14 protein-coding genes are annotated in these 13,938 nt (G+C 70.6%); 2 read left to right on the top strand and 12 right to left on the bottom strand.

Going from position 1 to position 13,938, the window contains the following annotated elements; genetic code table 11:
* Positions 1-38 precede the first annotated feature (38 nt).
* Complete coding sequence (proS, locus tag WMF33_RS22565; RefSeq protein WP_437321381.1) at positions 39-1,595, top strand: proline--tRNA ligase; 1,557 nt, start codon at positions 39-41, stop codon at positions 1,593-1,595.
* A gap of 97 nt (positions 1,596-1,692) precedes the next feature.
* Here proS and WMF33_RS22560 read toward each other — a convergent pair whose 3' ends face one another.
* The 10 genes from WMF33_RS22560 to WMF33_RS22515 all read right to left on the bottom strand — a co-directional run bounded on the left by WMF33_RS22560 (position 1,693) and on the right by WMF33_RS22515 (position 10,854).
* Complete coding sequence (locus tag WMF33_RS22560; RefSeq protein WP_437339063.1) at positions 1,693-2,664, bottom strand: hypothetical protein; 972 nt, start codon at positions 2,662-2,664, stop codon at positions 1,693-1,695.
* A gap of 59 nt (positions 2,665-2,723) precedes the next feature.
* The gene (locus tag WMF33_RS22555) at positions 2,724-4,370 is read right to left on the bottom strand and encodes a serine/threonine protein kinase (protein WP_437339062.1); all 1,647 of its coding nucleotides are present in this window, start codon (positions 4,368-4,370) and stop codon (positions 2,724-2,726) included.
* 141 nt (positions 4,371-4,511) lie between these two features.
* Positions 4,512-5,174, bottom strand: coding sequence for a hypothetical protein (locus WMF33_RS22550; protein ID WP_437339061.1), 663 nt, complete (start codon positions 5,172-5,174; stop codon positions 4,512-4,514).
* Positions 5,175-5,253: 79 nt separating this feature from the next.
* Positions 5,254-6,180 carry a PfkB family carbohydrate kinase gene (locus WMF33_RS22545; RefSeq protein WP_061623735.1) on the bottom strand — a complete coding sequence of 309 codons (927 nt, stop codon included), beginning with the start codon at positions 6,178-6,180 and terminating at the stop codon, positions 5,254-5,256.
* A 148-nt stretch (positions 6,181-6,328) separates the two neighbouring features.
* Positions 6,329-7,216 (bottom strand): S-methyl-5'-thioadenosine phosphorylase, encoded by an 888-nt coding sequence (gene mtnP, locus WMF33_RS22540; RefSeq protein ID WP_437339060.1) that lies wholly within the window; start codon positions 7,214-7,216, stop codon positions 6,329-6,331.
* The gene (gene gmk, locus WMF33_RS22535) at positions 7,213-7,851 is read right to left on the bottom strand and encodes a guanylate kinase (protein ID WP_020736457.1); all 639 of its coding nucleotides are present in this window, start codon (positions 7,849-7,851) and stop codon (positions 7,213-7,215) included. Before gmk ends, mtnP begins: the two co-directional genes overlap by 4 nt.
* Before the next feature lie 9 nt (positions 7,852-7,860).
* A complete protein-coding gene (locus WMF33_RS22530) occupies positions 7,861-8,730 on the bottom strand; it encodes a YicC/YloC family endoribonuclease (RefSeq protein WP_236644790.1) in 870 nt (289 codons plus the stop codon).
* A 26-nt stretch (positions 8,731-8,756) separates the two neighbouring features.
* Entirely contained in the window at positions 8,757-9,803 is a 1,047-nt protein-coding gene (locus tag WMF33_RS22525) for an SDR family oxidoreductase (protein ID WP_437339059.1), read from the bottom strand.
* 23 nt (positions 9,804-9,826) lie between these two features.
* Complete coding sequence (locus tag WMF33_RS22520; RefSeq protein WP_044988583.1) at positions 9,827-10,144, bottom strand: hypothetical protein; 318 nt, start codon at positions 10,142-10,144, stop codon at positions 9,827-9,829.
* Between the two features lie 197 nt (positions 10,145-10,341).
* Positions 10,342-10,854: a DUF507 family protein gene (locus WMF33_RS22515; RefSeq protein WP_437339058.1), complete on the bottom strand. Its 513-nt coding sequence runs from the start codon at positions 10,852-10,854 to the stop codon at positions 10,342-10,344.
* Between the two features lie 233 nt (positions 10,855-11,087).
* Here WMF33_RS22515 and WMF33_RS22510 point away from each other — a divergent pair, with 233 nt between their 5' ends.
* Complete coding sequence (locus WMF33_RS22510) at positions 11,088-11,828, top strand: Crp/Fnr family transcriptional regulator (RefSeq protein ID WP_236644713.1); 741 nt, start codon at positions 11,088-11,090, stop codon at positions 11,826-11,828.
* Positions 11,829-12,210: 382 nt separating this feature from the next.
* Here the strand turns inward: WMF33_RS22510 and WMF33_RS22505 are convergent, their stop codons facing one another.
* Complete coding sequence (locus WMF33_RS22505; protein WP_061623740.1) at positions 12,211-13,302, bottom strand: TIGR04552 family protein; 1,092 nt, start codon at positions 13,300-13,302, stop codon at positions 12,211-12,213.
* Positions 13,303-13,395: 93 nt separating this feature from the next.
* Positions 13,396-13,575 carry a hypothetical protein gene (locus WMF33_RS22500; RefSeq protein WP_020736450.1) on the bottom strand — a complete coding sequence of 60 codons (180 nt, stop codon included), beginning with the start codon at positions 13,573-13,575 and terminating at the stop codon, positions 13,396-13,398.
* Positions 13,576-13,938 lie beyond the last annotated feature (363 nt).

Genomic DNA, 13,938 nt, shown 5'->3' with positions numbered 1-13,938 from the left:
CGAAGCCGCCCATCGAGGAATCGAGGAGAGCAGAGACCGTGGCCAAGAACGAAGCGCCGAAGACCGCCATCACGCCCACGCGCAACGAGGATTACCCCGAGTGGTACCAGCAGGTCGTGCGCGCGGCCGACCTCGCGGAGAGCTCCCCGGTCCGCGGCTGCATGGTCATCAAGCCGTGGGGCTACGCGATCTGGGAGAACATCCAGCGCGAGCTCGACAGCATGTTCAAGGCGACCGGGCACAAGAACGCCTACTTCCCGCTGTTCATCCCGAAGTCGTTCCTCGAGAAGGAGGCGGAGCACGTCGAGGGGTTCGCGAAGGAGTGCGCGGTGGTCACCCACCACCGGCTCGTGCCCGGCCCCGGCGGCGGGCTCATCCCCGACCCCCAGGCCCGGCTGGAGGAGCCGCTCATCGTGCGCCCCACGTCCGAGACGATCATCGGCGCGGCGTTCGCGAGCTGGGTCCAGAGCTACCGGGATCTGCCGTTGCTGATCAACCAATGGGCGAACGTCGTGCGGTGGGAGCTGCGGACGCGCCTGTTCCTGCGGACGGCGGAGTTCCTGTGGCAGGAGGGGCACACCGCGCACGCGAGCGAGGCCGAGGCGCGCGAGGAGACGCTGCGCATGCTCGGCGTCTACGCCACGTTCGCGCGCGACTTCATGGCCATGCCCGTCCTCGAGGGCCCGAAGACGGCGAGCGAGCGCTTCCCCGGCGCGGTCGACACCTACGCCATCGAGGCGATGATGCAGGACCGCAAGGCCCTGCAGGCCGGGACGAGCCACTTCCTGGGCCAGAACTTCGCCAAGGCGAGCGGCATCAAGTTCCAGACCAAGGAGGAGACCGAGGAGTACGCCTGGACCACGTCCTGGGGCGTGTCGACGCGCCTCGTCGGCGGCCTGATCATGACCCACAGCGACGACGACGGCCTGGTGCTCCCGCCGCGGCTCGCGCCTGCGCACGTCGTGATCCTGCCGGTGTACCGGGGCGACGACACGCGCGCCAAGATCGACGAGTACATCGACGGGCTCGCGAAGGAGCTCCGGGCGCAGCGCTTCGGCGAGCGGCGCGTCGAGGTCGAGATCGACCGGCGCGACATCCGCGGCGGCGAGAAGCAGTGGGAGTGGGTGAAGAAGGGCGTCCCGCTGCGGATCGAGATCGGGCCGCGCGACGTCGACGGCGGCGTGGCCGTGGTCATGCGCAGGGACCGCTCGCCGAAGGATAAGGCGAGCATGGCGCGCGCGGAGCTCACGGGGCGCATCACGGAGATCCTCGCCGACATCCAGGCGACGCTCTACGCGCGCGCGCTCGCGATGCGCGACGCGAACACGCACGTGATCGACAGCCGCGCCGATTTCGACGCGTTCTTCGGGTCGAAGGGGGGCAAGGAGGCGCCGGGCGGCTTCGCGCTGGCGCACTGGTCCGGCGATCCGGAGGTCGAGGCGGCGGTGAAGGACGCGCACAAGGTGACCATCCGCTGCATCCCGACCGGCGGGTTCGAAGGGGCGCCGTGGGCCGACGCGGTGACCGGCGAGGGGACGTGCATCTTCACGGGCAAGCCCAGCCCGCGGCGCGTGGTGTTCGCGAGGTCGTACTGAGCGGCGGCAGCCGCCGGCTCACCGGGCGCGCGCGGCGTCGCCGGCGCGCCCGCCGCCGCGGGCAGGGCCCCGCGCGCGTCGCCGGAGCAGCGGCGCCTCAACGGCCGAGCGCGGGCAGCACGTGCTCCGCCAGGATCGCGGGGAGCAGCCGCAGCTGCGCGCAGTGTTCGCCGGGGCCCGAGCCGGCGTAGCCGCGCACGTAGAGGCTGCCCCCGTCGTACATCCGGGTGAGCCGCAGCGCCTCTCCCGCGCCCTCGGCCCCGAGGCCGGGCGCTCCAGGCGGCGCGCCGTCGCCGCTGGAGGTCACCGCGATCGGGCTCGCGCCGAGCTCGCTCAGCAGGAAGGTGGCCACCTCTTTCGTCGACGCGTAGCCGCTCGTCGGGATGTCGGTGTGCGTCAGGTAGAAGACCGGCGCGCCGCGCGCGGCGGCGTTCGCGAGGGCGACGTACGGCGCGAGCTGACCCTGCACGAGCGACGTCTGGCCCGGCATGTAAGAGGCATAGAGCGAGTCGAGCAGGATCAAGGCGTCCACGTGGCTGCTCCCGCGCTCGACGATCCTCCCGATCGCGCCCGATCCGGCGCTCCAGGACGACAGCACGAGGCGGCGCGCGCGCGCGCCCGCGATCCCGGTCGCGGCGCCGACCTCGCGGTCGATCGCCTGGAGCAGCGCGTCCCAGCCGCCGACCTCGAGGGCGCGCGCGTAGTCGCTGGAGCGGGTCCCCAGGTCGATCCCGGCGATGACCAGCTCCATGTCCCTGGGAGCCAGCACCTTTCGGATGGCCTCTGCGCCGTGGAAGTGGACGAGCAGATCGTAGCCGCCGTCCGCCGAGATCGCGCGCGCCGGCGGGACGAGGAGCCTGCCCAGCGGCAGGGGGCGCCAGCGCTCGTAGCCGCCGAAGCCGTGGTCGGCGAAGTCGCAGCCCGCCTGCGCTTCGCGCTCCTCGAGCGCGATCCGCTCGGGCTCGCCGCCCCTGGGCAGCGGCGACGGCGCTGCGGGCGCGCTCGCCGGCGCCGGGACCGGCGACGCGCTGGGCTCGCGGCTCCGGCGAAGCAGCAGCACGCCGCCCATGACGCCAAGGCTCGCCGCCAGGACGAGCGCGTCGCGGAGCTGACGCGTCCTTCGGCCGCTCAAAACCCGGGATCGGTGACGGTCGGCACCCACCGCGTCGAAGGAGGCTTGGTCGGGATGGCTTTGCGCGCGCTCGCGGCGCTCGATGCTGCGGCCGCCGCGCTCGGCGCCGCGGGGCTCGGCGCCGCGGCCCCCGGCGCGCCTTTGGCCGCGTGGCTCGGAGCACCGGTCCCGCGCTCCTCGGGACCGGCGGCGGCGATCGGGTCGCGGGCCGGCACGGCGCCGGTCTCGTTGCCGTCCGCCTGGATCGCGGCGGCGCTGGCCGACGCTGGGGCGGCTGCCGCCGCGGCGCCCGCGCTGCGGTCGACCTCCGCGGCCTGCTCGGGCGCGATCGGCTGCGGTGCGGACCGCTGCCGGAGCCACACCACGCCCGCGCCGAGCGCCGTGACGAGCGCGAGCGCCGCGGCTGCCGCGAGTGTTCCCGAGCGACTCCGCGCCGCGGGGACCTCGATCGGGCTGAGCGGCGTCTCCTGGCCTGGCGAGCTCTGCGGCAGCGCCTCGGGCAGCAGCGCCGGCTGCGAGAGCGAGGGAGCGCTCGCGCGGATCGTGGGGAGCTGTGCGTTCGGATGGCCAGGGGGGAGCTGCGTGAAGAAGAACTCGCTGATGCTGTCGCGAACGAGCATCACCTCGGGTGGGTGCGACGCGCGCTCGTCGAGCGTGCGGACCGTGTCGCGCAGCGCGGCGCGCCGGCGCTGATTGCGCTCCCCGAGGAGCCCGCGCACGAACGCCCCGACGTCGTGGTCCGTCACCGTCGGCTCCTTCGCCAGCACGGCCTCGAGCGCGCCCTCCAGCTCGAGCATCGTCTGGTAGCGCTTGTCCGGGTCCTTCTGGAGGCACGTCATCAGCACGTGCTCCAGGTCGGGGGGGAAATCCGGGTTCTTCAGGCGGGGCGACAGCGCTGGCCGCGAGGTGATGTGCTGCAGCGTGAGGAGATCGTTCTCCGCGGTGAACGGATGATCCCCGGTCGTGAGCTTGTAGAGCACGATGCCCATCGCGAAGATGTCGGTGCGCCGATCGATCCGCTCGCCCCGCGCCTGCTCCGGGGACATGTACGGGACCTTGCCCTTGATCTGGCCCGCGGTCGTGTCGTTGCCGGAGCGGTTGGTCGCCTTGGCGACGCCGAAGTCCACGAGCTTCACGTGGCCGTCGTACGTCACGAGGATGTTCTGGGGCGACACGTCGCGGTGCACGAGCCCGAGCAGCTGATCGTCGTTCTGCGGGTCGCGGAGCTCGTGCGCGGCGTGCAGGCCGAGGCAAGCGCGGCTCAGGACGCGGAGCGCGATGCGCAGCGGGATCGCCACCCCGCTCTTGTTGGCCGCCCGCGCGATGACCGACAGCGCCTCGCCGTCGACCCACTCCATCACGATGTAGAGGACGTCGCCCTGCTCCCCGAGGTCGAGGATCTCGGCGACGTTCGGGTGGTGGATCCCCGAGGCGAGCCTCGCCTCCTCGAGGAACATCGACTCGAACTGGGCGTCCTCCGAGAGCGACGGCAGCATCGTCTTGATGGCGACCGTCTTCTGGAACCCGCGATGCCCCTTGCGGCGCGCGGCCCACACCGTGGCCATCCCCCCCTGCGCGATCGGCAGGAGGAGCTCGTAATGCCCGAGCTCCTTTCCCGGCAACAGCTGGGGTTGGGGGATCATGACGTCGTGCGGCGCGCTCCGGACCGAAATGCAGGGAGCCCGGAAAGCTTGAGCAAGTCTAGCATCCGGGCCCGGCAGGCACGTTATGTGATGTTGGTCACAGAAACGCGGCCCGGAGGAGCGCTCCGCCGCGTCGGGAGATCACGCGCCGGGCGGGACCGCCTGTCCCCACAGCTGCTGGTAGATCTCGCTGAGCTTCTGGTGGCTCTCCTGCGAGAAGCCGTTGACCGCGTAGGGCCAGCGGAAGCCGTCTCCCATCGCCTGGTTGCACGAGAACGAGACGAGCAGATCGACCGGCGTGGGGTTGTTCGGCCGGATGATGGAGATGCCCAGGCCCGGGTAGAAGCAGTTGCCGCGGTCCGCCGTGAAGCTGTCCTCGTCGCCGAAGACGTCGAGGATCTGATCCTTGAGCTCCTCGTCGGCGTCGCTGGTCGTGAGCTGGCGCTGCTGGAGGATGACGAAGTTCTTGAAGCGGGGCTGGGCCGGCAGCGCCGGCGTGGCCGCGGTCTGCCCCGGGATGAGGTTGGGCGGGATGAGGCCGGGGAGCGCCTGCTGCAGCCCCTGGAGAGCCGCCTGCCCCATCTGCTGGAGCTCGGGCGGGATCCCCGGGATGAGGGTGGGGGCCGTGGTCGCCGTCGGCGTCGGGGCCAGCTCCTGCCCCTGGAGGCGGAGCACGGTGATCTGCGCCTTGTCCATCTCGTCGAACGGCGCCGTGCGTGCCGCGCAGCCGGTGACAAGGGGTGCCAGCAAGGCGATGCCTGCGAGTGTACGGGTGGTGAGGTTCATGTTCACTTTGACGGTCATCTAGCACGGCTATGCGCCGGAAGGTGAACAGCGACCGCACACGGCAGGCCCTCGACCCCGGCCCGCCCCGGGGCGGGCTTCACATCGTGCTCGCGCCGAACTCGTAGAGCGCCCGGATCTCGGTGAGGCGCGCCGTGATGTCGGCGCGCGTGACCTTCGCGATCCGCTGCGTGCCCACCGCCTCGACGCAGAACGAGGCCGTCGCCGTCGCGTGGAGCATGCCGCGCCGGAGCGCGAGCGGCGTGACCTCCGGCTGGCCCGCGAGGTAACCGATGAGCCCGCCGGCGAAGGCGTCGCCGGCGCCCGTCGGATCGACGACGTCCTCGAGCGGGAAGCCGGGCGCCGCGAACACGCCCTCCTCGTCGAAGAGCAGCGCGCCGTGCTCGCCGCGCTTGATGATCAGCCGGCGCGGCCCGCGGGACAGGATCTCCTTCGCGGCGCGGCGGATGTTGTACTTGCCCGAGAGCTGGCGCGCCTCCTCGTCGTTGACGACGAGCGTGTCGATGCGGCGCAGCATCGCCGCGACCGCCTTCGGCTCCCCCTCGATCCAGAAGTTCATCGTGTCCGCGAGGACGAAGCGCGGCGAGCGGACCTGCTCGAGCACGTCGAGCTGGAGCGCGGGGTGGATGTTGCCGAGCAGGAGGAAGGGCGTGTCGCGGTACGCCTCCGGCAGCTTCGGCGCGAACGACGCGAACACGTTGAGCTGCGTGTCGAGCGTCGTGCGGTGGATGAGATCGACGTCGTAGCGACCGGCCCAGCGGAACGTCTTGCCCGGCGCGCGCTCGATGCCCTCGACGGCGATGCCGCGGGCGCGCATCGCCGCGAGCGTCTCCTCGGGGAAGTCGTCGCCGACCACGGCCACCGTGCGCACCGGAGCGAAGCACGAGGCAGCGAACGCCGAGTACGTGGCCGAGCCACCCACGACGTTCTTGGCGCTGCCGGAGGGGAGCTCGAGGTCGTCGAAGGCCATCGAGCCGATGATGAGGATCGCGGAGGAGGTCGTCACAGAAGCCTCTTATTCGGGTTTGCGCGCAGCCGCTAGCCGCGCGTTTCGTTTCAGCGGCGCCGTCGCCGCGCCCGCGTGGCCGGGCGAGACGGCGCCCGCCCGCGGCTCGCGGCCGCAGCGCGGCGACAGCCCTCGCCGGGGGGCACGCTCAGCCCGCCTTCTGCCGGGGGCCGATGAGCCACTCGAGCCGCGCCTGCGCGTCGGGCGAGGTCGCGCTGGCCGAGGTCATGATGGAGCTCCGCAGCGCGTGGCGCGCCGGGCTCTGCGACACGTCCGGGAGGCCGTGGGCGAGGGCCTTCGCGACGTTCCGCGCGTGCACGATGTTGCGGTTCAGCACGGCGATGACCGCCTCGACGCTCACCGCCTCCTCGGTCACGTGCCAGCAGTCGAAGTCGGTCGTGAGCGCGAGCGTGGCGTAGGGGAGCTCCGCCTCGCGCGCGAGCTTGGCCTCGGGCAGGTTGGTCATCCCGATGACATCCGCGCCGAGGGACCGGAACATGTGGCTCTCGGCCCGCGTCGAGAACTGCGGGCCCTCGATGCAGACGTACGTGCCGCCGCGGTGGACGCGCGCGGCGGTGGCGCGCGCGGCCTCGTAGACGGCGCTCGCCATGACCGGGCACACCGGATCGGCGAACGGCACGTGGGCGACCACGCCGTCGTCGAAGAACGTCGAGATCCGGCGCTTCGTGAAATCGAGGAACTGGTCGACGACGACGAGGTCGCCGGGCTCGATCTGCTCGCGCAGGGAGCCCACGGCGCTCACGCTGAGCACGTGCGTCGCGCCGAGCATCTTCAGCGCGCAGATGTTCGCGCGGTAGTTGATCGCCGACGGGGAGAAGCGGTGCCCACGGCCGTGGCGCGGCAGGAAGAGCACGGTCGCGTCGCCGCCCTTGACCTGTCCGCGGAGCACCACGTCGCTCGGCAGCCCAAAGGGCGTGGACACCGAGACCTCCTCGACGTCCTCCAGCCACCCCATCTCGTAGAGCCCGCTGCCGCCGATGATGGCGAGCACGTCGCGCGTCGCGCCTTCGCTCATCGCTCGAACCTCCGCTCGGAGAGCAGCCGCTCGCAGAGCGCCGCGCGCCGCTGCCGGCGGCACCGCTCGGCGAAGACGAGCGACCTCAGCTGCTCGTACGCGCGGTTGATCTCGTCGTTCACGATCACGTAGTCGAAGAAGCCGTAGTGCTCGATCTCCCCCTTCGCGTTGCGGAGGCGCCGGAGCGTCGTCGGCTCGTCCTCGGTGCCGCGGCCGCGCAGGCGCCGCTCGAGCTCGGCGAGCGACGGGGGCAGGATGAACACGGCGACCGCCTCGGGCAGGCTCGCCTTGATCTGCCTCGCGCCCTGGTGATCGATGTCGAAGAGGACGCCGCGCGCCGTGGCCCGGGCGATCTCGATCTCCTTCAGGCTCGTGCCGTAGAGGTGATCGTGCACGCGGGCCCACTCGGCGAACGCGCCGATGCGGATCATCTGCTCGAACGTGCTCGGATCGACGAAGTGGTACTCGCGCCCGTCGACCTCGTTCGGGCGCGGGCGCCGCGTCGTGTGAGAGACCGAGAAGCGCAGGTCGGGGAACTCGCTGCGCAGCCTCCCGCAGAGCGTCGTCTTCCCCGCGCCGGACGGGGACGACACGATGAGGAGGAGGAAGTCGTCACTGAGTGCTTCGGTCGACATGCTCTCCTGTCACTCGATGTTCTGGACCTGCTCCCGCAGGCGTTCGAGCTCCACCTTCATCGCCACGACGTGTTGGGAGATGGCGGCGTCCTGCGCCTTGGAGCCCAGCGTGTTCGCCTCGCGTACCATCTCCTGGAGCAGGAAGTCGAGCCTCCTTCCGCAGGGGTCGCCGCCCGGCGCCGCGAGCGCGCCGCCGAACTGGTCGAGGTGGCTCCGGAGGCGGGTGACCTCCTCGGTGATGTCGCTGCGCTCGGCCAGCAGCATCACCTCCGCCTCGATCCGCGCCGCCTCGAAGCCGCTCTCGATCCCCTGGAGCAGGCGCTCGACGCGCTCGCGCAGGCGGCGCCGGAGCGCCTCGCGCGCGTCGTCGGCGCGCGCCACCACCTCGGAGGCGAGCGCGCGGAGCGTCGCCACGCGGCCGCGCATGTCGCTGGCGAGCGCCTCGCCCTCGCGGTGGCACATGCCCTCCATCGCGTCGATCGCGCGCTCGATCGCGAGCTTGAGCGCGGCGCGGACGGCGGCGATCTCGTGGCCGCCCGCGGGGGCGAAGAGATCCGGCACCGCGCAGAGCAGCGAGAGCGGCACGTCGGCGCCCGGCGCGAGCTCGTCGCGGAGCTCGGCGAGCGCGCGGAACGCCGCGCGCGCCTTCGCCTTGTCGAGCGTGCTCGGGGCCAGCACCGCCCCCTCGGTGCGCACGATGATCTCGATGCGCCCCCGGCGCAGGCGCTCGCGCGCCACCTGCTCGGCGAACATCGTCAGATCGACGAGCTCGCGCGGGAGCCGCGCGCGCACGTCGAGGAAGCGCTGGTTCACCGAGCGGATCTCGGCGACGACGCGCCCTTCGGTGAGCGAAGCGTCACCGAGCCCGAAGCCGGTCATGCTCCGCACGAGCCGCTCCGCTCTACCTAGCTCGCCTGGTGCCCGGTGTCCGTGGCCGCTTGGGCCTTGGGCAGCGGAACCTTGCCACAGGTGACCGTGGCCGACGCGGCCGCGGGGCCCTTCTCGCGGAGCGTCCGCAGGTACGTGACCGTGGGGGCGATGCCGTCCTCCCATCGCACGCGGGGCTCGTACCCGATGAGCTCGGCCGCGCGCGAGATGTCGGCGAGCGAGTGGCGGATGTCCCCCGCCCGGGGCGGGAGGTGCTCGATCGCGACGTCGCGCCCGAGGACCCGCGAGATCTCCCTGCAGAGCTCGTTCAGCCCGATCCTGCGGCCGCCGGCGATGTTGATGATCTCGCCCTTGAACTTCTTCGGCGACGTGGCGCCGAGCAGGTTCGCGAGGACGGTGTTCTCGATGAAGCAGAAGTCGCGCGTCTGCTCCCCGTCGCCGTAGATCGGGATCGGCCGGTTCTGCAGGGCGGCGTCGATGAACCGCGGGATCGCCGCGGCGTAGGCGCCGTCCGGCGTCTGGTTCGGCCCGAAGACGTTGAAGTAGCGCAGGCTCAGGGTCTCGATGCCGTAGATGCCCGCGAAGACCTTCATGTAATGCTCGCAGGCGAGCTTCGTGACGGCGTAGGGCGAGAGCGGCATCGGCTCCATGGCCTCGTGCTTCGGGAGGACGGGCGTCTCGCCGTACGCGCTGGAGGACGCGGCGAAGATCACGCGGCGCACGCCCTGCCGGCGCGCCACGTCGAGCACCGTGACCGTGCCGCCGACGTTGACGGCGTTCGACTCGACCGGCGTCTCGACGCTGCGCGGGACCGAGCCGAGCGCGGCCTGGTGGAGGATGACCTCGACCCCCTTCGCCGCCGCCGCGACCGCCGCCGCGTCCCGGATGTCCCCGGTGATGCGCTCGATCAACGACTGGTGCGGGAGCCCGTCGAGGTTCTCCCACCGGCCCGTCGCGAGGTTATCGAGGACGCGGACCCGCTCCCCGGCCGCGGTCAGCGCCGCGACGAGGTTGCTTCCGATGAATCCGGCACCGCCGGTGATCAAGTAGCGAGGCGTGGACATGTGCGTGCTCCCCCAGCGGGCGCCTACTTCTTCTTGAAAAGGTTGTCGAGCTTGGAGCGCGAATCCGCGATGCGCTTCGAGTTATCTTCCGGTACGCCGTTCTTGAACGTGAAGAAAGTACAATAGTTCGCCCTTTCCCGGTCCGGGATGTACTCGGCAATGTGCTCTTTGCACTGATTGTGCGCGGCCGGGTCCCAGTTCTCGCAGTTCTTGCAGCAGTGGAGGTCGACACCGCAGTGGGGGCAGGTGTCCGCGCGCTGGAGCTTCACCTCGAAGATGAGCTCGTTCTTGCATTTATGACAGAAGTGCCGCTTCGCCTCGACCTTGGGAATCCAGCTCATGATGTCCTCCGGTACCACGACGGAGACCGATCTGGCAGGCGGAACGTTCCACGAGGGGAATGGTCGTAGATAGTGCGCCATTCTCCCACATGGTGTCCCCGTGCCGAGGTGCGGTTCGGGTGAGGTCTCGCTGAACGGGCGGACGTCACGGGCGGCCCGCTCGCTTTGCGACGAGCTCGCCCGCATGGCACCGCCGGCTACAGCATGCCCTTGCGGCGCTGGATCTCGCCCATGACCCGCTGGTACTCGATCTCCCAGGTGCGGGAGCCTTCCTGGACGTGGCGGAGCTTGCCGCGGACCTCGTTCTCGAGCGCCTCGTCCATTTCCAGATATTTCCGGAGGATCGGCCTTACCCGGCGCCGCAGGTCGTGGTCCTCGACGAACACCTCCTCGACGTTGTTCGAGTGCATCAGCATCTCGAGCAGCTGATCGAGGAGATAATCCATCGTTTCGTCGCCGACCTTGATCCCCTTCTGCTCCGCGGCCAGGCGCTTGACCCGGTTGAACTCGCCCTGGGGCAGCCCGCGAGCCTGGAGGATCTCTTTCGCCCGCTCGGTCGCTTCCCGGTCGGCTTGCAGGTAGCTCGTGAACACCGACTCGATGTCGAGCCCGACCTCCTTTTTCGACGTGCACTCGATATCGCGATTGTCCACGAGCGCGCGGACGATTTCTTCTGTGAGAGGAGTAATTTTGCCGCTAAAGAGGCGCATCCAACGTCCGTAGCTGGAGGAGCGGTCGAACTGGCTCCCCCGTGCAGGGGTTCATTCACGGGGCGTGCCCGGCTCAAACCGAAAGGTACGGGCCGCGTCTCCGAGATGTCAACGCAAGTGGGAGGTCCCGGCACAAGTCGGAGCCCCCCGGCCGGCGGGGCCCTCCCGGAAACAGCAGGACCGCGACACCGCAAACCGCAGGAGCAGCCGCGATGATGATGGGTAAGGATGCGATGGCACGGAGCGTCAGGGTTCAGCCTGGCGCGCTCGGGAACGACGGTGGACTCGACCTCGACTCGCGCAAACGACGGGTCGTCCGGCGCGGGGCGATCGGCAATGCGGCATCCCCGGCCACGCAGGCGGCGCTGGCCGACGGGGGCACGATCCAACGCGTCGCAAAAGGGCGTCACCTCGTGACGCAGGGCGACGCGGCGACCGCCCTCGCGATGCTCAGCCTCGGCCGGGTCCGCCTGGTACGGGGGATGAGCGACGGGCGCAGCCTGTCGCTCGGTTACAGGGGGGCCGGCGACGTGCTCGGCGAGGCCGCGCTCGGCGGCGTCACGGCCCACCGGGAGAGCGCGATCGCCACCGAGGACGTCGAGGCGCTCATCGTCCCGCTGGCGACGGTGCGCAACCTGATGGCGAGCGACGCCAACTTCGCCGCCGCGATCGTGACCACGCTGGTCGAGCGCCACACGGACACCGAGGAGCGCCTGGCCTCGATGCTCTTCCGCAACGTGGAGGCCCGCCTCTGTGAGTTCCTGCTCAAGGCCGCGACGCGCTGGGGCATCCCCGATCCGCGCGGGGTGCTCATCTCCGCGCCGTTCACCCATCAGGAGATGGCGAGCATGATCGGCTCCACGCGCGAGACCGTCACGCTCACGCTCGGCGATCTCCGCCGCAAGGGGGTGATCGAGATCGATCGCCGCCGGATCGTGGTGCTCGATCGCGACGCGCTGAAGAGCCGCATCTGAGCTCGCTCGTCCGGCGGCGTCGCTGAGGGGACTGCGGTCTCCTCCGAGCGCCGCCCGTCGCCGCCCAGGCTGCTCGCTCGGCGGCCTCCGCTCCGACAGCCCGACTGCTCCCGGCCTCGCAGCGGCGTCCGCCTCCCTGCTCCAAGCGCTGCTTCCTCCAAGCGACCCCGGGTCCAGAGATCCTGCGGACCTCTCTGCCGGCTCCCCGCTGGGCAGCTCCATCCCACGCCGCGTGCCACGGCCACGCACGCGTGGGGGGGCCGCGCGCTCGGCGCCTCGCGCGAACGGCGCGCCGCCGCGCACAGCTCACCGCGCACAGCGCACCGCGCGGCGACGACCCCATCGCTCCGGAGCGCGATCCACGCTGCGGCGCGCGCCGCGCCTAGCGATCGCGCTTGGGGCCGCCGCTCACCGGGTCGCGGGTGGAGCGAACGCCGAGCTTGAGCCTGCGCATGACCGCATGCTTCTGCCGCTCCTTGTACCTGGCGTGGCTCGCCTCGCCGACCTCGTTCGCCGCCTCGGTCTCGCGGTCGATCAGCTGGAACTCGCAGAGGACGAAGATGATCGGCCCGAGCGCCCACGCCGCGGGCGGCGCCATGTCGAGGATCTCCGCGGGGAGGCGCACCGGCAGATCGACGACGAAGTGGATCACGCGGTAGCTCCGATCGCTGAAGCTGTTGTCGCCCGCCGTCAGGCCGTCGTCGACGTCCGTCTGCAGCGCCTCGAGCATCGGCTGGAGGAACGGCCGCGTCTCGCAGTAGCTCCGGAACCGCAGGATCGTGTTCGTGCTCTCGCCGGGCACGACGTAGTTGAACGGGAACAGGCGCTCCGAGAGGTAGAGGAGGACGGGCAGCAGGTCGTCCACCGTGCGGCAGACGATGCGGAAGCGGAGCTTGTCGTAGATGGCCGCCGCGGTCGTGTCCGTCTTCGACAGGAGCTTCGTGTAGAGCGAGTCCTTGTTCTTCCGCCCGCCGATGAACTCGGTGATGGGGAAGCCCGCCGCGAGCATGCCGCCGATCACCCGGTACACCTTCTCCTCGACGAGGTGGAAGACGTCCTGGTCCGACATCGGGATCGAGAAGAGCAGCTCGCGCCCGGCCAGGTGATGGATGATGTGCATCGCCTTGAGGATCGTGCAGGCGCAGAGCTGGCGATGGCCCTTGCCGGAGGCGAGCATCAGGATCTCCTCGACCGACGCGCGCGCGACCGGGCTCGGGATCGGGAACTCGAAGTGGCGACGCAGGTACGCGATCGCCTCGTTCTTGACGCTCTCGAGGTGGGCGCGATCCCCAGGCTCGTCGGGGCGGAACTCCTGCGCGAGCAGGAGATCGCGCGCGTCCTGCTCGCTCTGGAGGTTGAGCCGTCGCCAGTCGATGACCGATTCGCCGCGCAGGATGAGGTGCACGGACTCCAGGTCCATGAGCGAGAACTCTTCGAGCCGCTTGAGCCGGCCGACGGAGGCGTCGTGCGTCATGACCTCACGCCCCCCGAGCGTAGGCGCCGGCGCTGTCGAGCGCTCGGGAAAGCGTCGCGGCGGCGTGCAGCGGGCGGCAGCTGGGCGAGAAAATCAGGAGACAGGGGCGTTCGGCGGGGCAGGGCGAGAGCTCGGAGTACGGCCGAGCGACAGGGTCCCGAGGAAGATGCCGATCGTCAACGCCACGACCGCGGCGTGGCCGAGGTACGCGCCACTGCAACCAATGGCGGCGAACGGGGCAAGCGCAGCCAGATACCACGGGGTGATCCTCATCGGTTCTCCTTCTCCGCCTCCAGCGACACTGTACAGGTCGCATGGTCGCTCCCTCCGGGGGGGCACCACGATGCTTCACGGTTGTCCCGGTCAGAGCGTGTAAGTTGTTGTAGGATAAGGTGCCACGCCCTGCTGCTGCGGGCCAAGAAGTAGCGGTTCCGGGGTGAACGCATCAAGGGAATTCGTTCTCATATTCCATTCCCATCCGAACCGCGGCCCCTGCTTATACGAAACACTGAACAAAAACAACGGTTTATCGCCGAAGTTGAAGCTCTTGCATCACGGGCCGCGCGCGGCCCGCCGGACGCGAGGTGGTGCCTCAAGGACACGCTTCCAACTCACGGCACTGCCTCGCTTGTCGGT

This window comes from Sorangium sp. So ce394 (assembly GCF_051474665.1).
Classification (GTDB): domain Bacteria; phylum Myxococcota_A; class Polyangia; order Polyangiales; family Polyangiaceae; genus Sorangium; species Sorangium cellulosum_D.
The sequence above is the reverse complement of the archived record's forward strand: the minus strand, read 5'-3'. Positions and strand labels throughout refer to the sequence as shown.